The organism is Nocardia sp. No.11, from assembly GCF_038752175.1.
GTDB classification, from domain to species: domain Bacteria; phylum Actinomycetota; class Actinomycetes; order Mycobacteriales; family Mycobacteriaceae; genus Nocardia; species Nocardia canadensis.
The window spans coordinates 57,124-79,682 of the sequence record NZ_JBCGFB010000014.1 but is presented as its reverse complement, the minus strand read 5'-3'; the positions used below and the strand labels follow the sequence as shown (position 1 = coordinate 79,682).

Annotated in this window: 22 protein-coding genes; 14 read left to right on the top strand and 8 right to left on the bottom strand. The window is 68.1% G+C overall.

Going from position 1 to position 22,559, the window contains the following annotated elements:
* On the bottom strand, positions 1-579 hold a 579-nt coding region (locus V8688_RS07155; protein ID WP_342800446.1), incomplete at its 3' end, for a TerD family protein.
* A gap of 167 nt (positions 580-746) precedes the next feature.
* On the opposite strand from V8688_RS07155, the gene V8688_RS07150 reads away from it, so the two are divergent.
* The 4 genes from V8688_RS07150 to V8688_RS07135 all read left to right on the top strand — a co-directional run bounded on the left by V8688_RS07150 (position 747) and on the right by V8688_RS07135 (position 4,026).
* Positions 747-1,370: an AIM24 family protein gene (locus V8688_RS07150; protein ID WP_218718412.1), complete on the top strand. Its 624-nt coding sequence runs from the start codon at positions 747-749 to the stop codon at positions 1,368-1,370.
* Between the two features lie 9 nt (positions 1,371-1,379).
* Positions 1,380-2,084 carry an AIM24 family protein gene (locus V8688_RS07145; RefSeq protein WP_218718411.1) on the top strand — a complete coding sequence of 235 codons (705 nt, stop codon included), beginning with the start codon at positions 1,380-1,382 and terminating at the stop codon, positions 2,082-2,084.
* Positions 2,085-2,088: 4 nt separating this feature from the next.
* On the top strand, positions 2,089-2,853 hold the full coding sequence (locus tag V8688_RS07140) for an AIM24 family protein (RefSeq protein ID WP_218718410.1): 765 nt from the start codon (positions 2,089-2,091) through the stop codon (positions 2,851-2,853).
* Positions 2,854-2,976: 123 nt separating this feature from the next.
* A complete protein-coding gene (locus V8688_RS07135; protein ID WP_218718409.1) occupies positions 2,977-4,026 on the top strand; it encodes an alpha/beta hydrolase family protein in 1,050 nt (349 codons plus the stop codon).
* 46 nt (positions 4,027-4,072) lie between these two features.
* Here V8688_RS07135 and V8688_RS07130 read toward each other — a convergent pair whose 3' ends face one another.
* Genes V8688_RS07130 through V8688_RS07115 form a run of 4 tightly spaced genes read right to left on the bottom strand, consistent with a single transcriptional unit; the run spans position 4,073 to position 9,817 of the window.
* On the bottom strand, positions 4,073-4,876 hold the full coding sequence (locus tag V8688_RS07130; RefSeq protein WP_342800448.1) for an HAD family hydrolase: 804 nt from the start codon (positions 4,874-4,876) through the stop codon (positions 4,073-4,075).
* A 38-nt stretch (positions 4,877-4,914) separates the two neighbouring features.
* The gene (locus tag V8688_RS07125; RefSeq protein WP_342800445.1) at positions 4,915-7,443 is read right to left on the bottom strand and encodes a phosphoribosyltransferase; all 2,529 of its coding nucleotides are present in this window, start codon (positions 7,441-7,443) and stop codon (positions 4,915-4,917) included.
* The gene (locus tag V8688_RS07120; protein WP_218718407.1) at positions 7,440-8,651 is read right to left on the bottom strand and encodes an HpcH/HpaI aldolase/citrate lyase family protein; all 1,212 of its coding nucleotides are present in this window, start codon (positions 8,649-8,651) and stop codon (positions 7,440-7,442) included. The genes V8688_RS07125 and V8688_RS07120 overlap by 4 nt, the downstream gene beginning before the upstream one ends.
* Before the next feature lie 41 nt (positions 8,652-8,692).
* Positions 8,693-9,817 (bottom strand): hypothetical protein, encoded by a 1,125-nt coding sequence (locus V8688_RS07115; RefSeq protein ID WP_342800447.1) that lies wholly within the window; start codon positions 9,815-9,817, stop codon positions 8,693-8,695.
* Between the two features lie 286 nt (positions 9,818-10,103).
* Between V8688_RS07115 and V8688_RS07110 the strand changes: the two genes are divergently transcribed.
* Entirely contained in the window at positions 10,104-10,679 is a 576-nt protein-coding gene (locus tag V8688_RS07110; RefSeq protein ID WP_019049996.1) for a TerD family protein, read from the top strand.
* Between the two features lie 69 nt (positions 10,680-10,748).
* Complete coding sequence (locus V8688_RS07105; protein ID WP_218718406.1) at positions 10,749-11,849, top strand: DUF475 domain-containing protein; 1,101 nt, start codon at positions 10,749-10,751, stop codon at positions 11,847-11,849.
* 139 nt (positions 11,850-11,988) lie between these two features.
* Here the strand turns inward: V8688_RS07105 and V8688_RS07100 are convergent, their stop codons facing one another.
* Positions 11,989-13,377, bottom strand: a complete 1,389-nt coding sequence (locus tag V8688_RS07100) for a hypothetical protein (protein WP_342800444.1) — start codon at positions 13,375-13,377, stop codon at positions 11,989-11,991.
* Between the two features lie 170 nt (positions 13,378-13,547).
* On the opposite strand from V8688_RS07100, the gene rpsF reads away from it, so the two are divergent.
* The 6 genes from rpsF (at position 13,548) to V8688_RS07070 (ending at position 18,110) form a co-directional block, all read left to right on the top strand.
* Positions 13,548-13,835, top strand: a complete 288-nt coding sequence (gene rpsF, locus V8688_RS07095; protein WP_022565973.1) for a 30S ribosomal protein S6 — start codon at positions 13,548-13,550, stop codon at positions 13,833-13,835.
* A gap of 94 nt (positions 13,836-13,929) precedes the next feature.
* Entirely contained in the window at positions 13,930-14,490 is a 561-nt protein-coding gene (locus tag V8688_RS07090; protein WP_218718404.1) for a single-stranded DNA-binding protein, read from the top strand.
* Positions 14,491-14,521: 31 nt separating this feature from the next.
* Positions 14,522-14,773, top strand: a complete 252-nt coding sequence (gene rpsR, locus V8688_RS07085; RefSeq protein WP_019050001.1) for a 30S ribosomal protein S18 — start codon at positions 14,522-14,524, stop codon at positions 14,771-14,773.
* Between the two features lie 17 nt (positions 14,774-14,790).
* Complete coding sequence (gene rplI, locus V8688_RS07080) at positions 14,791-15,243, top strand: 50S ribosomal protein L9 (RefSeq protein ID WP_218718403.1); 453 nt, start codon at positions 14,791-14,793, stop codon at positions 15,241-15,243.
* A 589-nt stretch (positions 15,244-15,832) separates the two neighbouring features.
* Positions 15,833-17,215, top strand: coding sequence for a replicative DNA helicase (gene dnaB, locus V8688_RS07075; protein WP_189031510.1), 1,383 nt, complete (start codon positions 15,833-15,835; stop codon positions 17,213-17,215).
* A 478-nt stretch (positions 17,216-17,693) separates the two neighbouring features.
* Complete coding sequence (locus V8688_RS07070; RefSeq protein ID WP_316573046.1) at positions 17,694-18,110, top strand: hypothetical protein; 417 nt, start codon at positions 17,694-17,696, stop codon at positions 18,108-18,110.
* Between the two features lie 196 nt (positions 18,111-18,306).
* On the opposite strand, the gene V8688_RS07065 is transcribed toward V8688_RS07070, so the two are convergent.
* Both V8688_RS07065 and V8688_RS07060 read right to left on the bottom strand, forming a co-directional pair.
* Positions 18,307-19,086 carry a class I SAM-dependent methyltransferase gene (locus tag V8688_RS07065; RefSeq protein ID WP_342800443.1) on the bottom strand — a complete coding sequence of 260 codons (780 nt, stop codon included), beginning with the start codon at positions 19,084-19,086 and terminating at the stop codon, positions 18,307-18,309.
* A 3-nt stretch (positions 19,087-19,089) separates the two neighbouring features.
* Positions 19,090-20,367 (bottom strand): serine hydrolase domain-containing protein, encoded by a 1,278-nt coding sequence (locus tag V8688_RS07060; protein WP_342800442.1) that lies wholly within the window; start codon positions 20,365-20,367, stop codon positions 19,090-19,092.
* Between the two features lie 215 nt (positions 20,368-20,582).
* Between V8688_RS07060 and V8688_RS07055 the strand changes: the two genes are divergently transcribed.
* Both V8688_RS07055 and V8688_RS07050 read left to right on the top strand, forming a co-directional pair.
* Positions 20,583-21,389 carry an alpha/beta hydrolase gene (locus V8688_RS07055; protein ID WP_218718398.1) on the top strand — a complete coding sequence of 269 codons (807 nt, stop codon included), beginning with the start codon at positions 20,583-20,585 and terminating at the stop codon, positions 21,387-21,389.
* Between the two features lie 24 nt (positions 21,390-21,413).
* Entirely contained in the window at positions 21,414-22,409 is a 996-nt protein-coding gene (locus V8688_RS07050; RefSeq protein ID WP_218718397.1) for a pyridoxal-phosphate dependent enzyme, read from the top strand.
* Positions 22,410-22,559: the final 150 nt, after the last annotated feature.

Here is a 22,559-nt window from a genome sequence, read left to right as displayed (position 1 = left end):
CTGCGCGGGGTAGGCGGGCGGCGGCGGGGCCTGCTGCGGGACGGCCTGCTGCGGCGCGGCGGCGGGCGCGGGCGAATCATCCACCTGCACACCGTGATCGGTGACCAGCGCGGCGAAGCCCCCGGCGTAGCCCTGGCCGACGGCGCGGACCTTCCAGCCGCCCTGACGGCGGTACAGCTCCAGCGCGATCACGATCGACTCGGCGTCGAGCCCGTCGATCCGGTACTCGAACAGCTGGTTACCGGCGGCGTCGGAGACGATCGCGGTGGGCGGGGCGAACCGGCCGAAGTTGCTGTTGGCGTCGTCGAGGGTGATGACGGCGCGGATCTGGTCGATGTCGGCGGGCACCGCGGGCAGCGAAACCGCAAGGGAGGCCGCCTGACCCGCCGGACCGGGGCGCAGATCGACGCCAGGTCCACTCGGCTGGTTGTAGAAGACGAAGTCGGCATCCGTGCGGACCTTGCCCTGCTCGGTCACGAGCAGCGCGGACAGATCGGCCGGTGCCGTGAGCTGGAGCGAGATCACCACGTCACTGACGGCCAGTGGACCGTTCTGGCCCTTGGCGAGTGTTGCAGACAAGTTCGACCCTTCGCTTGTCGGTGCGGTCGTCTGCCACTCTACGAGAAAGCGGCGACGAGCGTCCGCGCTCCGCAGCCACGGCGCGCGGCCGATCGATCGGTTAGGGTGTCCACGCAGTACGTATCGGGCATTCCACCCGCCTGTCCAGAGGGGACTCCAGGGCCGTCATGGCGCAGCTGTTCGAACAATCGAAGAAGGTGATCGAGGCCCACCTCGCGGGGACGAGTATCCGCGCGATCTCCGGCTCGATGGTCGCCTACGAAGGCAATGTGCAGTTCAAATCGGCCGGATTCGGCGGCGGCGAGGGCGTGCTATCGGGCCTCAAGCGCCGCGCCACCGGCGAGAAGCTGTCGCTGATGGAATGCACCGGCAACGGCCGCGTCTTCTTCGCGGTGAACGGCCAGAACGTCACCGTGGTCGATCTCGACAACGACACCCTGCAGGTCGAGTCGCAGCAGTTGCTCGCCTTCGCGGGCAATCTGCGCACCGATGTGCGCTTCGCCGGGGTCGGCGGGATGTCGGCGGGCAGCGGCCTGTTCACCACCACCGTCAGCGGGCAGGGCCAGGTGGCGCTGCTGTCGGCCGGCGGTCCGCTGATCCATCTGGAAGTCTCGCCGCAGTACCCGCTGATCGTGGACCCGGACGCGTTCGTCGCGGCCCGCGGCAACCTCAACCAGTCCTTCGTCACCGATGTCTCCTGGCGCACCATGGTCGGCCAGGACGCGGGTGAGGCCTTCTCGCTGCGGTGGGACGGCCAGGGTGTCGTGCTGATCCAGCCGGCGGAACGGTAGGCGACGGAAATGTTCGAGAAAGTCAACAGCAAGGTCGTCAAGGTCGATGTCGGGCAGGCGGGCGGCGTGGTCGCCCGGACCGGCGCGATGCTGTTCTACCAGGGCCAGGTCGCGTTCGCGCCGCACCAGATCCCCGGCGCCGGACCCGGCATGGGTGGCGGCGGCCTGATGCGGATGGCCGGCGCGATGATGGCGGGCGAGCACGAGCGCACCATGCTGGCGCGCGGAAACGGCACCGTCCATTACGGTTTCGCCGGGCTCGAGGTGCACGTGGTGCAGATGCAGCCGGGCGCGGTGCTGCGCGTGGAGGCCTCTCGCCTGCTGGCCAACACCGCGGGGCTGCAGTCCTCGGTGGTCTCGGTGGCCAGCTCCGGTGGCGGCGGCGGAGGCGGCGGCGGTGGCCTGATGGGCGCGCTGCGCGGCGCCGCGGCGGGTGTCGTGACCGGCCAGGGCATGTTCACCACCCAGCTCGGCGGCCAGGGCGCCGCGGTGCTGCTCGCGCACGGCGGTTTCCTGGAACTGCAGGTGGGCGGGCCGAATCCGGTGATCGTCGATCCGCAGGCCTTCGTCGCGGCCTACGGCAACGTGCAGACCGAGCTGAAGTCGGCGATGAGCTGGCGCGACGCGGTCGGTCGCGGCGCCGGTGAGGCGATGCAGCTGCATTGCCACGGCCAGGGTGTCGTTTTCGTGCAGGCCTCCGAAGAGAAGTTGTGAGCCGATGAGCCAGATCCATTCCCCGATGACTCTCGGTGCCAGCGACAACATCCCGGGCAACAGCTACGCCTACTGCATCGACCTGACCGGCCCGTGGTTCATGCGCAAGGGCGCGATGATCGCCTACTACGGCCAGATCCAGTTCCAGATGCTCACCCACGGCCTGCAGGGCAACCTCATGCACATGGTGAGCAGCCAGTTCTCGGCGCCGCTGTTCGCCGGTGACTACGTGGTGGCCGAGGGCCACGGCAAGCTGATCATCGGCGACCGCGGCTACGACATCAATTCCTACGATCTCGAGGACGGCAACCTCACCATCCGGGGCGCCAACCTGCTCGCCTTCGAGCCGGGCCTGGCGCTCAAGCAGTCGATCGTGCCCGGGTTCCTCACCCTGATCGGCACCGGCAAGTTCCTCGCCTCCTCCAACGGCCCGGTGATGTTCGCCGAGCCGCCGCTGCGGGTCGACCCCGAGGCGCTGGTCGGCTGGGCCGACTGCCCCTCCCCCAGTCACCACTTCGACCAGGGCTGGATCGGCAGCTTCCTGGCGGCGGGCGCGGCCAGGATGGGCGCGAACTCGGGCGAGGAGCGCCAATTCGACTTCACCGGCGCCGGCACCGTGCTGATCCAGTCCTCGGAGAAGGTGATGAGCGATCAGGCCCTGGTCAGGACCATCGAGGGCCAGCTCCAGAGCGGCATCACCGTCGGCGGTCTGCAACGCATCCAGGGCGTGATCGCCCAGCAGCTGCAGGGTCAGCAGCAGCACTACTGACCCCACTCCCGCAATTCTGAAACGAGAACGCGCCAAAACCTGACGACGGGTCGTGCCCGCCCGCTACGGTGGGCACCGCCGAGAGAACGGGTCGGCGATAGCTCGATCAGAGGAGTGGGCGCAGTGCAGCGTCGCAGCATCCGGCGGATCGTGGCGGCGGCACTGTGCGCCGTCACCGCGTCGATCATCACCGGCACCCCCGCGTCGGCGGCGCCCGCCACCGCACCGGGCGTCAGCATCGACAAGGTGAGCGCGCCCGATGGCTCCTTCATCGAGAAGATGGAGGTCACCGACTCCCGGCACCTGCGCCTGTACGTGCACTCCGCGGCGATGAACCGGACCTTCCCCGTCGACATCCAGCGCCCCGCCGACACCTCCGCACCCAAGCCCGCGCTCTACCTGCTCAACGGCGCGGGCGGCGGCATGGACCGCGCCTCCTGGCAGCTGCGCACCGACGCGCTGAGCTTCCTGTCCGACAAGGACATCAACGTCGTCCAGATCATCGGCGGCGCGTGGACCTTCTACACCGACTGGATCAAGCCCGACCCCGTGCTCGGCGTGAACAAGTGGCAGACCTACATCGCCGAAGAACTGCCCCCACTGATCGACGCCGCGCTGGGCACCAACGGCGTCAACGCCATCGCGGGCCTGTCGATGTCGGGCATCCCGGTGCTGAACCTGGCGATCGCCGAGCCCGGCCTGTTCCGCAGCGCCGCGGTGTACAGCGGGCTCACCCAGGTCAGCGATCCGGCGGGGCAGCAGGCGGTGAAGCTGACCGTGGAGATGTACGGCGGCGGTGACGCCGAGAACATGTGGGGTCCGGTCGGCGGGCCGCTGTGGGTGGCCAACGATCCGCTGGTGAACGCCGAGAAACTGCGTGGGACAAATCTTTTCGTCTCCACCGGCACCGGCATCCCGGGCATCCACGATCAGGCGGGCGGACCGTTCCGGATGGAGAAGCCCGCCGACACCCCCAAGACGGTCGCGCTCGGCGCGCTGATCGAGGGCGCGATCTTCGTGTCCTCGCACAATCTGCAGACGCGGCTGGACCAGCTCGGCATCCCCGGTACCTTCGTCTACCGCGACACCGGCACCCACTCGTGGGGCTACTGGCAGGACGATCTCAAGACCTCGTGGCCGGTGCTGGCGAAGGGCCTGTTCCCCGAGTCGTGAGTTCGGGGAATCCCGGGCGCCGCAGCGGCACCCGGGATCTCACGACTCAGACCGGGTCCGCCGCCAGCGCGGCGCGCTCGAGCGCGACGTGGAACCACTCGAGGATCTCCACTCCGGCGAGAATCCCCGCGTTCTCGGTCACGGTCAGATTCGGGGCCGAATGGCCCAGCTCCTCCAGCTCACCGTGTCGTGGCCGGATCGCGGCGTCGGCCACGGCCAGCATCGGCGCGTCCAGCGCACCGTCACCGGCGGTGAACAACGCAGCGCCCTCGGCCAGTTCACCGGATTCCACCAGTCGGCGGCGGACCTCCGCGACCGCCAGACTCTTACAGACCGCGTCCGGCATCGTGTAGATCTTGCGCCCCTGCTGTGAGGCCGACCAGCCGCGCGCGCGACACCACGCGTCCCACTCGGCGAGGAAACCGGCGGGCACCGCCTCGGGGCGAACCACCAGGTAGCAGAACAGCCCGTCGGCCTCGCGATACTTGGTGACCCAGGAATCGTCGATGCGGGAACGCCATTCGGCGCCGATCTCGGCGAGGGTGGCGCCGGAGGCGCGCACCGTGTCGTCGATCGCGGCGCGCCAGGTGGGGTCGGGCAGCCCGTCGACCAGGATGTTGCCGCCGTTGCTGGTGATGGCGTAGCGCCACGGCGCGCCCGGCAGGTCGATCCGCTGGAACTGCTCGATCGTGCGGGTCGTCGTCGGGAGCACCGGGGCCAGCGACGCCAGTTCGGCCAGCCGCGTGACGGCGGTGGTGGTCATGTACGACAGCGGTTCGCCCTCGTAGTACTCCACACACAGTTTCGCTACCGCGTCGGCGCCGCCGAATCCGTTGCGCGAGTAGATCATCGTGCGATCGAGATCGGTGGCGAACAACGCGTCGGCGGTCACTGATCCAGCTCCTTGATCAGGCCCATACAGCTGTAGGCCAGGTCGGGGACCACTTCCACCGGGACATTGCGCGCGGCCGCGAGCAGGCGGATGTGTGCGTGCTCGGGAGCATCCGCTTCGCGAACCAGCACCCGCCACGGTACCCGGCGCAGCAGCACGCGGGTGGTCTCGCCGACGCCCGGCTTCACGAAATTCACTGTGGCGACACCATATTCGGCGCGCACCCGCTCCACCGAGGCCCAGCCGGACCAGTCGGGGGTGCGATCGGAATCCCGGATCGCGGCGACCGCGGCGGGCACCTGCTCGGCGACGGCGCCGAAGGCACCTGTCACCGCGTCGAGCAGCTGGTTCGAGACATCGACGTCGGCGAGCTCGCGATAGAACTTCGCACCGTGGAATTCACCGGGCCCGATCAGGGTGTCGTTGAGGACGGTGCGCGAGACCAGTCCGGACACCGTGGAATTCAGGCAGGCCGAGGCGATCAGGAAGTCGTCGCGGGTGCCGTAGGTGCGCACCGAGTTGCCCGGATCGGCGAGCACGACCAGCTCGTCGTTGAACCGGGCGCCACCGGCGGCGTGATATTCGTCGAGCGCCGCGGTGAGCTCCCTGGTGATTGCACCCTTGCCGGTCCAGCCGTCGACGAACACGATCGAAGCCGGATCATGGTGCTGGGCGAGATAATCCAGCGCCACCGCGTCGATGCCACGGTCACGCACGATCGACACCGCGTAGTGCGGCACCGTCAGACTCGGCCTGCCGACCCCACTGGCCAGCCATCGCCGCATCAGCACGCCGACGGGCGTGCCCGCCCTGGCCAGCGAGACCAGCACGATGTCCTCGCCGCGTTCGGCCACCACGAGCTCGGCGACCGTCGCCACCGCCAGTGCGAGCCGCTCGGCGCTCTCGGCGAGCACCCGCTCGAACAGCTCGCGGTACTCGGCATCGGGCTGGTACTCGACCGGCAGCGATTCGGCGTAGTGCGCCACGCCCGCCTGGATTCGCCGTTCGCGTTCGGCGACATCGGCTTCCAAGTCGACGCCCGAGAGGTCCTTGAGCAGCCACGACACCTCGTCGGCCGCGTAGGAACCGAAGTCGGGTCCGTGCAGCGGACGAGGGCGATCGGGCGCGGCCGCCGCATCGGGGTCGGGCCGCACGGATTCGGCGGCCTGGTCGGCCGCGTGCGCCCGCGCGGGGACCACGGCGCGCGCTGCCGAAGTTCGTGTCGTGTGCAGCGCTCGCGGGTCCGCACCCGGCAGGACGGCGACCAGCACATCGGCGCCCGCGGCGGTCAGCACGTCGACCAGACCGCCCGGCGCCACGAGTTCGGGCGTATCGGCGGGCGGATCGAGGACGACCAGCAGTACCGGCGCCACCGCGCCGTCTGGCCAGTGCGCGTTGTACAGGTAGCGCTTGGCGGTCGCGTCGGGCTCCGGCGCGTGGAAACGGAAGCCGCGCCGCAGCGGGTAGCCGGGCTCGTCGAGCACGTAAGCCGGTGAGCGCGTGGTGGTCTGGAATCGGGTGGGGATGCCGCCTTCGGCCAGCTCGGCGGCCAGCCGCAGCGGCAGGTACATCAGCTCCTCGTGACCGAGCACAATCACCGGGCGATCGGCGAACTCGGCGGCGAGGCGAGCCTGGACCTGGCCGGTGGCGGCCTTCAGCGCGACATCGAAGGCGGCGACCTCGGAGTTCAGGATGCCGTGCCTGCCGCCCTCGGGAACATCGGCGGGCCAGGACAACTCGATCCGGCCGAACGAACCACGGTGGGCCGCTGTCGGATTGAGCTCCGGTTCGGGCATCGAGGTGACCGTCTCGATCAGACCGTCGGGCAGCTCGGTGCGGCCCGAGGCCAGGCACACGGTGTCGATGCGGGCACCGAGTTCGGCGGCGAACGTCTCGAACTTGGCCCGGTCGGCGGCGGTGCGCATGTCGACCAGGGAGGCGAGCACGTAATGCGAGCGCGGCGCGAACGCGTGCAGCGCGCGAACGGCGTCGATGGCGGTGTCGCCGGTCGAGATCTCGTCGTCGACCAGCACCAGCGGCAGATCGTTGACGAAGATGTCGGCGGGCGCGGGTTGCAGCAGGTGCGAGGTGGCATGCGAATGCCCCTCCTCGAACCCGGTCAGCGTGGTGGCCCGCGCGACCTCACGGCGAGTGGAGTGCAGGTAGCACCCGGCGCCGATCCGCGCCGCCACACAGTGACCGAGACCCGTCGCGGTCTCGGCGAATCCGAGCACGACGGGTTCCCGGTCGCCCAGGACCCCGCGCACCAGGTCGCCCAGCCGATTGCCCGCGCCGATCACCACGCGCGGGTCGGTGGGCAGGTGCTTGCCGAGCACGGTCGACACCAGCAGGTGCGCCCGGCGCGGATTGCGGCGCAGACCCGGCTGGACCAGCGCGGCGATCGAGAGTTCACCCGGCAGCGCGTCCGCGGCCGCCGACGCGGCGAACGACTCGCCGTGCCGCAGTTCGATGCCCAGATTCGCGGTCGCCCACGGTGTTTCGAGATCGAGGCCGAACGCGCTCATTCGGCGATCATCGCTGTCAGCAAATCCACGAAGGACACTCCCTTGTTGGCGACACCGAACGCGCGAGCCCGGACCAGCGTCTGGCGGGCCCAACTGCGGTGCGGGCGCATCTCGTTCATCTTGTTGCGGTACTCCGAGGCCGCGACGCCGCCGACGTCGGCCTCCATGATGTGCAGCGCGTCGGCGTACTCCTCGTGCGTCACCACCGACAGCGCGTGCACCGCCGCCACATGCGACGGGTGGATCACCGTCTTGCCCTGGATGCCGTTGGCGCGGTCCAGGGTGATCTCGCGCAGCAGGCCGTCGAGGTCGCGACTGACCAGGTACTGGCGGAACGGCACCGCGTCGGACTCCTCGAACGGCGCGGTCCGCAGCAGCGGCCGGAACATCCGCTCGTGGTCGGCGAAGTATTCCCACACCGGCCCGGTGATGATGAAACCGGTGCCGTCGGCACGGCCCAGGTAGTTCACGATGTCGGCGATCACGTCGGCGACCACGCGCACGTCGTAGATCGTCAGGTCGCGGTCGCGGCGGATGCCGAAGGTCGAGCACATGTCGGTGGCGCCGATGCGTACCGCGAGCAGGTGGTCGCGGTGTTCGGCCAGCAGGTCGGCGATGCGCGCGAGCTGCTCGTCGCGGGTCTGCCGGTGCACCAGACTCGCCGATTCGAGCACGGGCATGCCGTAGATCGGGCGGTCCAGTGTGCGCCGGGCGTCGTCGAGGGCGGCCAGATAGGCGGGCCCGGTGACGGCGTCGAACTTGGGGAAGACGAATCCGGTGAGCACCTCGGCGCCCGGCCCGAGCAGGCCGACCAGCTCGGTCACGGTCTGCGGGTCGCGCACCCGGACGAACAGCATCGGGTTCGGGTCCTCGCTGCGCGCGAGCAGGTCCAGGGTCGCGACCGCGTGCTGCTTGGCGGCCTCCACCTGGTGGTCGGCGACGGCGTCCTCGAGGTCGATCACCATCGAGCAGACGCCGCGCGCGGCTCGGCGGCTGATGGTGGCGGCCAGGTCGGGGCGGGTGGCGGGCACATACAGCGTCGCGCCGAGCGCGGTCGCCAGTAGTTCCCGATCGTGGGCGCCGACGATCGGCTCCGGCTCTACCAGGAACAGCTCACGGGCCCTCGGCCCGCACAACTGCCGGAAGTGGCGCAGCGGAACCTGCTTACGCAGGCAAATCTCCGGCGCGACGGCGTACCCCGCGGTCATTCCCCCCACCTCATTTTCCGGGCCATCTCATGTCTGTGTTCCTACGTGCTGTCGGTTCGGGCGGTTTTTCTCATGCGGTCGACCACGCCGGCGATGAACGCCGCGACGGTATCCAGTTCGGACACGTATGCCCAATAGTCTGGATGACGACCCGTCAGTCCGGAAATGATGCGGTCGAGGCGTTCGGCTTGCGCATCGAGCACCGAACCCCACTCGCCGACCAGTCCTCGGTCGACCGCGAGCATCTGCGCGTCCCGCAGCCGGAATCGTACGGTGCGGGCGTGCGCATCGGGGTCGGCACGCACCCCGCGGAGCAATTCGAGGCGCCGGGTGACGGCGTCGACCAACTGCTCGGCCTCGGCGAGGTGCTGGCGCGCGGTGGCGGTCAAATCAAGGGCGGTCTCCGGGTCGTGATCGGCAGCCGCGACACGCGCGCCCACCAGCGCCGTGTCCGCGGCGTCGATGCCGCGCCGGCTTTCCCGCTCATTGTTGGTCAAGTCCGCCGAACTCGCAGCGTTGAACTCCCGCAGCAGCGCCGAGTAGGCCGGACCGAGCGCGTCGGCCCGGTTGCGGACCGCGGCCAACCTGGTCGTCACCGAAGCGATCGCGTTCGCCGCCGCCGACGCGCGAGAAGGGGCTTGCGCCAACGCATCCGACAATTCCGCCGTCGCCTGCTGCACCTCGGCCGCGACCGTGCGCGCGGCCGCCACCGCCGCCTGCGGATCGGTCGCGGACGCTGTGATCAGAGCCTCATTCAGCCGCCTTACACCGGCCTCGATCGAGGGGTAGTTCGCGTAACCCGACGACGCCGCCGCCGCGAGCGCGCGCTCGGCCTCACCACGCACCTGCGCCAGCAGCTGCGGCACCACCGAGCGCACCCGCGCCGCCTCCGCCAGCTGCTCGCTGCGGGCGTGATAGAACTCGTCGACCCCGCGCGCGGCCTCGTTGAGCTGGCGGACCAGGGCGTCGGCCCTGGCCGGACCGTCGGCGATCGGCGTGCCGGTGGCCTCGGCGGCGTCGAGTTCCTCGGTGAAGCTCAGGTACGCGCCCGCCGCGGCGTAGCACTGTGCGCGCACCGGCTCCCAGAGCGCGCCGACGCGGCGGTCCGGGAAAACCTGCTCACTGGCCACCACGCCCGCCTCCGCCGCCGTCTGCCTGCGATCCATATCGAGGAAGGCGGCCGACGCCGCGGCGCGCGCTCCACTGATCCACTCATGATCGGGCCCCGATCTGAACCAGCCGCGTCTGCGAGGTGTCATCGGCACATCCCCTTTCGCCAACCGCGCGGCGACCCGACCACGCACTGCCCCGATGGTAGGAGATTCCCCGCGTTCACCTGGGCTCCAGCTCGTTCCTACGCAAGATCCCCGAAACCTATTACTGTCGTAGCCGTACCCGGCGATTCGGACATGCTGGGAAACGACACACCGGACTAACCGAAGGGATTCCCGCATGGGTGTCAGTCTGTCCAAGGGCGGCAATGTCTCGCTGACCAAAGAGGCCCCGAACCTGACCGCGGTCGCGGTCGGCCTCGGCTGGGACGTGCGCACCACCACCGGCACCGACTTCGACCTCGACGCCAGCGCGATCGCGACCGGCGCCGACAAGAAGGTCGTCTCCGACAAGCACTTCGTGTTCTTCAACAACCTGAAGTCCCCCGAGGGTGCCATCGAGCACGCCGGCGACAACACCACCGGTGAGGGCGAGGGCGACGACGAGGTCATCAACGTCGACCTGGCCAACACGCCGCCGACCATCGAGAGCATCTTCTTCCCCGTCTCGATCTACGACGCGGAGACCCGCTCGCAGTCGTTCGGCCAGGTGCGCAACGCCTACATCCGCGTCGTCGACCGGGCCAACGGCACCGAGCTGGCCCGCTACGACCTGTCCGAGGACGCCTCCACCGAGACCGCTATGGTCTTCGGCGAGCTGTACCGCAACGGCGCCGAGTGGAAGTTCCGCGCCATCGGGCAGGGCTACGCTTCCGGCCTGGCCGGTATCGCCCGCGACTACGGCGTCAACGTCTAGTCACCATCGCGAGCAGGGGGCTCGACTGACCGGGCCCCCTGTCCGTGTGACACAGAAAGGTCCCTCCGCGTGATTACGCGCATCTTCGGCATGTCCATCGTCATCACGGTGATTTCGCTGGTCGTAGCCTTCCTCTACGGAGGCCCGACCGCGCTGGCACTGTGCGCGATCCTCGGTATCCTCGAGGTGTCGCTGTCGTTCGACAACGCCGTCATCAACGCCACCGTCCTGGAACGGATGAGCGAGTTCTGGCAGCGGATCTTCCTGACCATCGGCGTCATCATCGCCGTGTTCGGCATGCGACTGATCTTCCCGCTGGCCATCGTGTGGATCACCGCCGGGCTCGGTCCGATCGAAGCGTTCGACCTGGCCCTCAACCCGCCGGCCGACGACGCCGCCTACTTCCCCGACGGCAGCCCCAGCTACGAAACCCTGCTGACCGACGCGCACCCGCAGATCGCGGCGTTCGGCGGCATGTTCCTCGCGCTGCTGTTCCTGAACTTCATCTTCGAAGAGCGTGAGATCACCTGGCTCGGCTGGCTGGAACGCCCCCTGGCCAAGGCGGGCAAGCTCGACATGCTGTCCGTGGTCGTCGCCGGCACCGGCCTGATCCTGACCTCGGAGTTCCTGGCCAAGGAGGAGGACCGGTCGACCGTGCTGGTCGCCGGCCTGCTCGGCATGATCGTCTACATCGCGGTCGACGGCCTCGGCTCGATGTTCCACACCGAGGACCTGGAGAGCTCCGGCCCGTCGACCCTGGTCAAGGCCACGGGCAAGGCCGCGTTCTTCCTGTTCCTGTACCTCGAGGTGCTCGACGCGTCGTTCTCCTTCGACGGCGTCATCGGCGCGTTCGCGATCACCTCCGACCCGATCATCATCGCGCTGGGCCTCGGCTTCATCGGCGCCATGTTCGTCCGGTCGATCACGGTGTACCTGGTCCGCCAGGGCACCCTGTCGGAGTACGTGTACCTGGAGCACGGCGCCCACTGGGCGATCGGCGCCCTGGCCGCGATCCTGCTGGTCTCCATCGGCGTCCACGTCAACGAGCTCATCACCGGCCTCGTCGGCGTCGCCTTCATCGGCGCCGCGTTCATCTCCTCGATCCTGCGCAACCGCAAGAACGAGCCGGACGCGATCGACGAATCGAAGGAAGCCGCCCCGGTCAGCTGAGGCGGCGACAGGACGAACAGTCATAGCGGCGGCGGATCCCGGACGGGGATCCGCCGCCGCTGTCGTTCGTCAGCCCACCGCTTGGAGTTCTCGTGCGGCGGTGGGGGATTCNGGGGCCCCCCCCCGCCGCTGTCGTTCGTCAGCCCACCGCTTGGAGTTCTCGTGCGGCGGTGGGGGATTCGTGCGGGGTGGGGGTGCGGCGGCCGCGGAGTTCGGCGCGGAGGAAGAGGAAGAAGAGGGCGATGAGCAGGGCGGTGCGGAGCCAGACGCCGAATTGGACGATGCCCTCGGTGAGGTCGACGCCCTCGCCGACGCCAAGGGCGTAGAAGTAGCGGAAGACGCCGATGCCGACGGCCGCGTCGGCGACGAGGTAGGCCGCCACCAGCGACCACGGGACCTCGAACAGGACCAGGAACGGAATTATCCACAGGGTGTACTGCGGGGAGTGGACCTTGTGGAAAAGCATGAAGCCGCACAGCATCGCGCCGCTCACACCGACCCACGGGAACGGGGAGGTGGGGGTCCAGCGGCGGACGCCGAGCCACAGCGCGAGCACGAACGACGCCAGGATCAGCGCCGGTGAGGCGATGGCGACCAGGTCATGCCAGGTGGTGCTCGTCTCGGCGTCGCGGCCGAAGATCAGCTGGTGGCCCCAGTACCAGATCGAATTGGTGGTGATGTCGGCCTGACGCAGCTGCTGGAAGGTGATCGAGGCGCGCCAGCCGTCGACACCGGCCACCATGAACGGCAGATTCACCGCGGCCACCGTGCCCATCGCCGCCAGCAGCGTCTGCGCCGCGCCCGCCACATCGAGCTCGCGCAGCCGGCGCGGGCCGCGCGGCGCGCCCTCGGTGAGCACGTACATCGCCAGCGGGAGCACGAAGATTCCCGGATAGAGCTTGAGACAGAAGCCGAGCGCGAGCAGCACCGCGGCGATGATCCCGCGGGTGCGCACCGACAGGCCGGTCAGCATCGTCATCACGTAGACCGCCGCCACCGCCGTGCACACCACCGGCAGTTCCCAGTTGTGGAAGGCGTAGAGCACCAGCGGCGGCCCGATCGCCCACAGCAGCGCGGCCGGGCCGGCCAGCCGTACCAGCATCCAGGCCGTGAGCAGCGCGAACGGCGTGAGCAGCAGCGCCGAGTGCCAGAGGAAATCCGCGTCGTTGGTGACCCCGATCGCGCCCGCCCACATGAGCACGCCGCTGAGCACCGGGTACTCCACCGCGCCGCCGGTGAGCGCGCCGTCCTCGGTGATCCCGCCGTCCACATACGGGAAGACGTGATTGTCGATATCGCGGCCGAGCCAAAGGAACTGGATATCCGAATAGCAGACATCCGCATCCTTGCGGACATCGAATATCTGGCTGCGACCGGATTCGTCGATCGCCCCGCCCGCGCATCGCGCCTTGTTGGCATAGGCCATCGCGAGGGTGAGCCCGCACAGCAGCACGACGAGGAATGTCAGGGCCGTCGCCCGCGCCGCGCCGCGTGCGGTGCGCTGCTGCGCGTCGGCGGCCGTGGTCATGGCGACCACATTATGCGGCGACGCGCCGATCACCCGCGCACACCCGCGGCGAAGATCGATTTCGCTGCTCAGGGCCCGCTCATGTAGCCTTACCGGGTTGCTGACGCAACGAACCCTCCTGCCATGGAGAGTCCATGGCCGTTTCCTAGTCCACAGGAGGTGATTGGTCCGTGCGTCATTATGAAGTGATGGTCATCCTCGACCCCAGCCTGGACGAGCGCATCGTCGGGCAGTCCCTGGATAACCTGCTCAACGTCGTCAAGACCGAGGGCGGCAAGGTCGACAAGGTCGACATCTGGGGCCGCCGCCGGCTCGCCTACGAGATCGCCAAGCAGGCCGAAGGCATCTACGCGGTCGTCGAACTGACCGCGACCCCGGCCACCGTGAGCGAGCTCGATCGCCAGCTGGGCCTGAACGAGACGGTGCTGCGCACCAAGGTTCTGCGCAACGACAAGTAGTCCGCAGAGCAAACTCTCGTTTTCGTCGGTACCTATCTTTAGGCTCTAGCGCGACAGCGAGACGCGGACTGCACCCCGAGCAGGAGGAACCCCCATGGCAGGCGACACGGTCATCACCGTCATCGGAAACTTGACGGCAGACCCTGAGCTTCGTTTCACGCCCGCGGGCGCAGCGGTGGCGAATTTCACCGTCGCTTCGACTCCCCGCGTGTTCGATCGCAATTCGAACGAATGGAAAGACGGCGAGGCCCTGTTCCTGCGCTGCAACATCTGGCGTGAAGCAGCGGAGAACGTCGCCGAGAGCCTGACCCGAGGCGCTCGCGTGATCGTGAGCGGACGGCTCAAGCAGCGCTCCTACGAAACCCGCGAGGGTGAGAAGCGCACGGTCGTCGAACTCGAGGTCGACGAGGTCGGCCCCTCGCTGCGCTACGCGACTGCCAAGGTCTCCAAGGCCGGTCGCGGCGGCGGAGGCGGTGGCTTCGGTGGCGGTTCCGGCAATGCCGGTGGTGGTGCAAGCGCAGGCGGCTACAACGCCAACAACGGCGGCGGACAGTCGGGCGGCGGAAACGCCGGCAACGACGATCCGTGGGGTAGCGCGCCCGCGGCCGGCTCCTTCGGGGGCGGCGGCCGCATGGATGACGAACCGCCGTTCTGAGGAACGGCACTCATAGTACGGAGAGAAGACCATGCCTAAAGCGCCCGCGCGCGAAAAGGTGCTGAAGAAGAAGGCTTGCACTTTCTGCAAGGAGAGCAAGTCCGGAATCGTCAATATCGATTACAAGGACACCACGCTGCTGCGTAAGTACGTCAGCGATCGCGGCAAGATCCGCGCCCGCCGCGTCACCGGCAACTGCGTCCAGCACCAGCGTGATATCGCTGTCGCCGTCAAGAACTCGCGTGAGGTGGCCCTGCTGCCTTACGTGTCGACCGCTCGCTGAGAAAGGGAGTCAGACAGATGAAGCTCATCCTCACCGCTGATGTCGACAACCTCGGTGCCCCGGGCGATCTCGTCGAGGTCAAGGACGGCTACGGCCGCAACTTCCTGCTGCCCCGCGGTCTGGCCATCGTGGCCACCCGTGGCGCCCAGAAGCAGGTCGAGGGCATCCGCCGGGCGCAGGACGCCCGCAAGGTGCGCGACCTCGATCACGCCAACGAGCTGAAGCAGGCCATCGAGGGCCTGGAGTCGGTCTCGCTGGCCGTGAAGACCGCCGACAGCGGCAAGCTGTTCGGCTCGGTCACCACCGCCGATGTCGCCGCCGCCATCAAGGCCGCCGGTGGCCCCGTGGTGGACAAGCGCAGCATCGAGCTGCCGAAGTCGCACATCAAGGCGACCGGCAAGCACGGCATCGTGGTGCACCTGCACCCCGACGTGGCTGCCAAGTTCAACCTCGAGGTTGCCGCGAACTGAGTTCGCTGAGAACCACCCCCGTGTTCGACACGGGGGTGGTTTCTCGTTGCCTTTTCGCGGGCCATATAGCGATAACTGGTCGGTAGCCGGAGATCACTCCCGCGCAGGTCACAGTAGGCGGCCGACGGTCGGCAATCCGCTGACCTCCCGTTATTCGGCCTGTGGATGGTTGCCGAAACCGACCGGCAGATTTGTGACTCCAGTCATAGCCTGCACCATCGCTGTTTACCCAACACGCCCGGCCGTTCACCTTGACCGACACGCCGTAACTTCTTTCATCCACAGGTAGAGAGTTGGGTAAAACGGGGCCTAGCAGGGCGTTCCACTGCACTGACCTGGGTTTTCCCCACGTTTTCCACAGGAGCTGCACAACACTGGGTGAACTACCCCCAAGTTATCCACAGTTGTGTGCACATATGGGGTTGGCGGCTCCCCGAAACGTCGCCTAGGTTCGTCGCATCGCCCTGCGCGCGACCCCGGGAATCACGCAGGCAACCGATTGCTGACATCCGTGTCGGTGCCCGGGAGTACAACGAGTTCATCGATGTGAAACCCCCGGTTCTGCGGGCAGAGAGGACGGTCGATTCTGGTGACTACCACCGGTGACCGCGCGCATACGGACTTCCCGCCCGAACCCCCCGGCGAGGACTTCGGCCGCCAGCCCCCGCACGACATGGCCGCGGAGCAGTCGGTGCTCGGCGGCATGCTGCTGAGCAAGGACGCCATCGCCGACGTGGTCGAAGTGCTGCGCCCCGGCGACTTCTACCGCCCCGCCCACCAGGCCGTCTACGACACCATCCTCGACCTGTACGGCCGCGGCGAACCCGCCGACCCCGTCACCGTCGCCGCGGGCCTCGACCGCCGCGGCGAGCTCAAGCGCATCGGCGGCCCGCCCTACCTGGTCACTCTGACCCAGACCGTCCCGACCGCCGCCAACGCCGGCTTCTACGCCGAGATCGTCGCCGAGAAGGCCATCCTGCGCCGCCTCGTCGAGGCGGGCACCCGCATCGTCCAGTTCGGCTACGCGGGCGCCGACGGCCAGGACGTCGCCGAGGTCGTCGACCGCGCCCAGGCCGAGATCTACGAGGTCACCGAGCGCCGCACCACCGAGGACTTCACCCCGCTGGAAGAACTCCTCCAGCCCACCATGGACGAGATCGACTCCATCGCCTCCCGCGGCGGCATCTCCCTCGGCGTCCCCACCGGCTTCACCGAACTCGACGAACTCACCAACGGTTTGCACGCGGGCCAGATGATCATCGTCGCCGCCCGACCAGGAGTTGGTAAGTCGACCCTGGGAATGGATTTCATGCGGAGTTGCTCGATCAAGCATGGGATGGCGAGCGTCATCTTCTCGCTCGAGATGAGCCGGACCGAGATCGTCATGCGTCTGTTGTCGGCGGAGGCGAAGATCAAGCTCGGTGATATGCGGTCGGGGCGGATGAGTGACGACGACTGGACCAAGCTGGCTCGGCGGATGAGCGAGATCAGTGAGGCGCCGTTGTTCGTCGACGATTCGCCGAACCTGACCATGATGGAGATCCGGGCCAAGGCGCGGCGGCTCAAGCAGCGCCATGACCTGAAACTCGTGGTGGTGGACTACCTGCAGCTGATGAGCTCGGGCAAGAAGGTCGAATCGCGACAGCAGGAAGTCTCGGAATTCTCGCGACATCTCAAGCTGCTGGCCAAGGAACTCGAGGTTCCCGTCATCGCGATCTCGCAGCTGAACCGTGGTCCGGAACAGCGAACCGACAAGCGCCCCATGGTGTCCGACCTCCGTGAGTCCGGCTCGCTGGAACAGGACGCCGACATGGTCATCCTGCTGCACCGCCCCGACGCCTTCGAACGCGACGACCCGCGCGGCGGCGAAGCCGACCTCATCGTCGGCAAGCACCGTAACGGCCCCACCGCCACCATCACCGTCGCCCACCAGCTCCACCTGAGCCGTTTCGTGGACATGGCCAGGGGCTGACGTCAGCCAGCAGCCACCCAGCGACTTACATTTCGACGACCATAACAACATCAAATGTAAGCCAATCAACGATAGACTTACATTGTGCGCACAGATATGTTCGCCAACAGCCCCACGGGCGTCCTTGTACCGATCGGCGGAACCGACCCGCGATGGGGCGCGTGGTCACATGTCGCTTTCGTGCCCAACAACTTGCCGAACGACACCCCTGAGTTGAGCGTCGCGACTTTCAACGCCGTCGCTAGGGCCCGAGCCGCGCTCGCCGCCCTTGACGCCTCCGCTCGCCAGCTCCCCAACCCGGCATTGCTTCGACAACCGACCCTCCGTCAAGAGGCGCAGAGCACGTCGGCGCTCGAGGGAACATTCGCACCGCTGGAGGATGTGCTCGGAGTCGACACTGCCGAACAACCCGACGATGCGGCCGTGCGCGAGGTGTTCAACTACGTGTTTGCCGCCGAACACGCGTTTCAATGGATTATTGACCGTCTCTGCATGGTTCGAAGCACGGCGTGCCGAGTACTACGACCGGCTCCTGGCGGTTAGTCAGACTGGCGATTGGGACGGCTGGATCAGGTTTTTCGCCGATGGCGTCGCCTCGGCGGCGACCACGACCGCAACCCAGCTCACCGACTTGCTACGTGTGCAGCAGGTCCTCAAGCAGAAGGTCCGCGCGGCCGGGCTACGTGCCGAAAACGCCACTCGGCTGGTTGATTTCGCCCTTGCGCAGCCGATCTTCACTGTGCGCAACGTTGAACGTCACCTCCAGGTGACTTACACGCGAGCCAACGCCCTCGTGGGGCAGCTGATCGAAGCAGAAGTTCTTCGCCAACACGGCGACACCGCATACGGCCGCCGATTCACCGCCCCTGACGTGTTAGCGATCCTGCTGCGGTGATGAGACTGCTCCGTGATGGGCGGACCTGGCACGCGGCCGACGACGACCCGCGGGGTGTATTGGGGGTGTTCGGGCTGCTGGGTGGCGATTCTCCACAGGCGCCGAGACGCCGAGGCTGGTGCGCAGGCACGTCGCCGGATTCGATGTGCCGCAGCGGTCGCAGCGGGTCGACCTCTGGTGATATGGCCTGGGGCGCTTACCCGTTCACACGTCGTGAGAGTTCGGCGCGCAGCTGAAGGAAACGGAACAGGCCGGGGCGGCCGATGACCGCTTCGTAGCGGTCGACGACCTCATTCACGAAGATCGGGACGTCGGCGGCGGGTAGGCGGGCCGTCCAGTCCGCGAAACCGACTGTGCACCAACGGGCGAAGGCTTCGCGGGAGCCGAAGTCCCATTCCCGGTCGGTCACGGATCGCGCGGTGACTTCGAGGTCGGCGTTCGCCGCGATCGCGGGCAACGCGTCGGGTTCGATGTGCACGTAGGGGCGGGGGAAATCGGCGAAGGCCGCCGACCAGCGCGCGTCGCCGGTGACCGCCATCGCGATGTCCTCGATGCTCGGGCGTGGTCCGGCGCAGACGTACTGCGCAAGCACCTGTCCGCCGGGTGCGAGGGCCGCGGCGATGTGGCGGTAGGCGGTCTCCTGGTCGACGACCCAGTGCAGGGCGTTGAACGAGACCGCGAGGTCGAAGTCGGCGTCGAAGGTCATGGTGGTGACGTCGCCGACCTGGAAGGCGACGTTGGTGAGCTGGTCGTCGGCCGTGCGGGCGACCTCGATCATCCGGGGCGACGGGTCGACGCCGAGGACGGAGCCGCCGGGCACTCGCGCCGCGATCAGCCGCGTCACATAGCCGTCGCCGCACCCCACGTCGAGCACGCGCTCGGCGCCCGTCACGACGACGGACGCCACCGCGTCCGTCGCCATCGTCCGCTGGAGTGCGCTGATGTGGGCGTAGCCCGCGCCGTCCCAGTCGGCCATCGGCTACGACCCGCCCTGCGGCGGAACGTCCTTCTTGACCGGCGGGGCGTCGTCGGGGGCGAGGTAGGCGCCGATCTTGCGGAACAGCGCGTCGCCGCCGTTGGTGTAGCCGCCCGAGGAGCTGAAGGCCTCGGGCAGGAAGGTGACGGCGACCGCGATCGCGATCTTCTTCGACGGCAGGTAGGCGTTGACCGCGGCACCGCCGAAGAACAGCGGGTTCTGGTAGGACCAGTCGCCGGTGAGCCACAGGCCCAGACCATAGGTCTGGAAGTCGTCGAGCGGGCGGCAGTTGACGCAGCCGGGGACCGTTGTCGTCTTGCCGCGCAGGTCGGTGGTGGTCATCGCCCGGTACGACTCCTCGGACAGCAGTTCGCCGCTGCCGATGGCGACGGCACTGCGTTCGAGGTCGTAGATGTCGCTCGTCTGGATCGCGCCGTGGCTGATCGTCCACGACGGATTCCAGTAGGTCGATTCCTCGTAGAACGGGACGTCGGGCGGCAGGTCGAAGTACGCGCGGCGTTCGGAGGTGAACGAGTGCAGGACCGGCTCGGGGATGTAGGGCGTGAGGTTGGGCACGGTGTTCTTCAGATCGAGCGGGCCGAGCACCTTGTCCTGCAAGGCATTCGCGAGCGAGGTACCCGTGACCTTCGCCAGCACCAGCCCGAGGACCACGTAATTGGTGTGCGCGTAAGCCCAGTTGGTGCCGGGCTCGAACCACAGGGGGTCGTTGATCGCGAGGGCGAGTTGTTCCTCGGTGGTCCACGCCTTGTACGGATCCGCGAACGCGATCTCGGCGAATTTCTCGTTTCCGAGCACGAAATCGTGATAGCCGGACGTCATCTGGGCCAGCTGCCGCAGATTCACGCGGTCGGCGTTGGGAATGTCGGGCAGGTATTTCGAGACTTTGTCGTCGAGGCTCAGTTTTCCCTCGTCGGCCAGGATCAGCAGCAGGGTCGACACGTAGGAGATCGCGACGGCGCCGTTGCGGAAATGCATGTCGGTGGTGGCCGGCACGCCTGTCATGGACTCGCCTCTGGCCGCGGTGACGATCTCCTTGCCGTCGATCGTCACGCGCACGATCACCGATTTCAGGTGCGCTTCCGCCATGTAGTCGTCGACGATCCGCATGATGGCGCCGGCTTTCGCCGGGTCGTCACTGGAGAACGTCGGGCGCGCGCTCGAGGTGGAGTTCGAATCTTTCGCAGTGTCGTTCGATGAACACGCCGCCGCCAGGAGACCCAGCGTGCAGACGAACACCAGAACATTCCGAGAAACCGACATTGGTCACCTTTCCTGGTTACCTGGAAATCCGACTGTCCTGGTGTCCTCCGAAATATGGTTCGACCGAATAGCCAATTCTATGGCGTTCTCGCCGAGACGGCGGGAAACCGCGCGCAGCGGTATCAGCGCCCGCGTCAGGTGGATGTCAGGGCGGTGTCAGGTCGGCTCGCGACAGTAGTCGCAATCACGAGCACGAGCCGAGAGGGTGATCCCGAATGACCACACGACACACCGCCCCGAACACCGCCTGGACCGGCATGGTGGCCGTCGACGATACGGCGCTGGCCGTCACCGATACCGGGGGCGACGGAATCCCGGTGCTCTACCTGAACGGGCAGTTCGCCACCCAGGGCTACTGGCGCAAGTCCATCGCCGAGCTGGGCCCCGGGTTCCGGCACATCACCTTCGACGAGCGGGCGCGTGGCAAGAAGTCGAAGCTGTCCGCCGACTACTCGTTCGAGGCCGCCGTGCGGGATGTCGACGCGGTGCTCGCGGCCAGGGGCGTGGACCGGGCACTGGTGGTGGGCTGGTCCTACGGCGCGGTCGTGGGCGCGCACTGGGCCGAACGGAATCCGGAACGGGCGATCGGCGCGGTGCTCGTCGACGGCGCGTTCCCCTACGACTGGCTCGACGACGCCATGGAGCAGCGGATCCGCACCCTGTTCAAGCGGCTGAGCTGGTTCATGCCGCTGGTGCGACCGACCGGTCTGGCCCCGCGGATGACCGCGGCCCAGCAGGCCGAGAGCAATATCGAGCTCGGCAAGCTGTCCCGCACCAGCGAGCTGAGTCCGGTGCTGGACGCGATCACCGTGCCGGTGCGCTACGTGGTGGCCTCGGGCACGTCGTTCGGCAGCAAGGGTGACGAGCAGGAGAAGATCCGCAGCGGACTCGACGCGGCGATCACCCGCAACCCGAACATCCGCATCGGCGCGAAGGTGGCGAGCAACCACGGCGCCATCCTGCGCAAGGACTTCCGGGCCATCGCCGACTCGGTGCGCGAGGTCGCGGGACTCGACCGGTGACGGGCGTGATGATCTAGTCACGGTATGACCGCATTTCTGCACCAACGGTTCGGGGAGCTCCACGACACCCTGCCGCATCTGCGCCTGGGCACCGGACCGACCCCGCTGCGTCCGCTGCCTGAACTCGCCGTGGGCCGAGCCAGCTTGTGGCTCAGCGACGACGGCGAGTTCGGCGACGGCGGGTGGGGCGGGAACAAGGTGCGCAAGCTCGAGTGGCTGCTGCCCGATGCCCTGCGGCGGGGACGGCGCACGATCCTGACCGTCGGCGGGCTCGGGACGAACTGGGGTCTGGCGACCGCGCTGTACGCCGGGGAGCACGGGCTTCGCACCGCGCTGGCGCTGGTCGATCAGCCGGTCGACGACCATGTACGGACGCAGCTCGCGCGCCTCGAACGCAGCGGTGCCACCCTGCATTTCACGCACACCAAGGCACGCACGATCGCCGCGGTGCCGTACCTGCTGGCCAAGCACGCGTCGGGCGGGAAGCCGCCGTACCTGCTGCCGGCCGGTGGGTCGTCGACGGTCGGGGTGCTCGGCTATGTCGAGGCGGCGCTGGAACTCGCCGATCAGGTGGCGGCGGGGGTCGTGCCGGAGCCGACGCACATCGTCACCGCGATCGGCTCGGGCGGGACCGCCGCCGGGCTGCTGCTCGGGCTCGAGCTGGCGGGGCTGTCGACGCGGGTGGTCGGGGTGGTCGTCAACGATCAGCTCCGGCTGGACGCGAGGACACTGCTGCGCTCGGCCCGGCGGACCGAGGCGTTGCTGCGCAGACGCGGTGCGCGGCTGCCGGAGCTGACGCTGTCGGCCGACCGGTTGATCCTCGTCGAGGACCAGCTCGGCGCTGGCTACGGTCATCCCACCCCGCAGGGCGAGCGGGCGGGCGCGCTGGCCGCCGATGCCGGGCTGCACCTCGAACCCGTGTACACCGCGAAGGCGATGGCGGCGACCCTCGCGCTCGACGCCGACGGCGCGTTCGGGGACGGCGTCGTCGTGTTCCTGAATACCAACGGACCCCGCTGAGGCGACTAAGTGAACGGCCACTACCAGCGCGAAGAACGCGCCCTTGGCCGGATGCCCCCGGAAACGGGGGCACGTGATTCCTGTTCGCGCCAGTAACGATCTCGCGAGGTGGGACGACAAAGGTCGTGACAAACGGCCCGTCGGGGGGCC

Coding starts and splice junctions, on each gene's coding strand:
- V8688_RS07150 (WP_218718412.1), top strand. CDS start 747: ATGGCGCAGCTGTTCGAACAATCGAAGAAGGTGATCGAGGCCCACCTC.
- V8688_RS07145 (WP_218718411.1), top strand. CDS start 1,380: ATGTTCGAGAAAGTCAACAGCAAGGTCGTCAAGGTCGATGTCGGGCAG.
- V8688_RS07140 (WP_218718410.1), top strand. CDS start 2,089: ATGAGCCAGATCCATTCCCCGATGACTCTCGGTGCCAGCGACAACATC.
- V8688_RS07130 (WP_342800448.1), bottom strand. CDS start 4,876: ATGATCTACTCGCGCAACGGATTCGGCGGCGCCGACGCGGTAGCGAAA.
- V8688_RS07125 (WP_342800445.1), bottom strand. CDS start 7,443: ATGAGCGCGTTCGGCCTCGATCTCGAAACACCGTGGGCGACCGCGAAT.
- V8688_RS07120 (WP_218718407.1), bottom strand. CDS start 8,651: ATGACCGCGGGGTACGCCGTCGCGCCGGAGATTTGCCTGCGTAAGCAG.
- V8688_RS07115 (WP_342800447.1), bottom strand. CDS start 9,817: ATGGATCGCAGGCAGACGGCGGCGGAGGCGGGCGTGGTGGCCAGTGAG.
- V8688_RS07110 (WP_019049996.1), top strand. CDS start 10,104: ATGGGTGTCAGTCTGTCCAAGGGCGGCAATGTCTCGCTGACCAAAGAG.
- V8688_RS07100 (WP_342800444.1), bottom strand. CDS start 13,377: ATGACCACGGCCGCCGACGCGCAGCAGCGCACCGCACGCGGCGCGGCG.
- V8688_RS07090 (WP_218718404.1), top strand. CDS start 13,930: ATGGCAGGCGACACGGTCATCACCGTCATCGGAAACTTGACGGCAGAC.
- rpsR (WP_019050001.1), top strand. CDS start 14,522: ATGCCTAAAGCGCCCGCGCGCGAAAAGGTGCTGAAGAAGAAGGCTTGC.
- rplI (WP_218718403.1), top strand. CDS start 14,791: ATGAAGCTCATCCTCACCGCTGATGTCGACAACCTCGGTGCCCCGGGC.
- V8688_RS07065 (WP_342800443.1), bottom strand. CDS start 19,086: ATGGCCGACTGGGACGGCGCGGGCTACGCCCACATCAGCGCACTCCAG.
- V8688_RS07060 (WP_342800442.1), bottom strand. CDS start 20,367: ATGTCGGTTTCTCGGAATGTTCTGGTGTTCGTCTGCACGCTGGGTCTC.
- V8688_RS07055 (WP_218718398.1), top strand. CDS start 20,583: ATGACCACACGACACACCGCCCCGAACACCGCCTGGACCGGCATGGTG.
- V8688_RS07050 (WP_218718397.1), top strand. CDS start 21,414: ATGACCGCATTTCTGCACCAACGGTTCGGGGAGCTCCACGACACCCTG.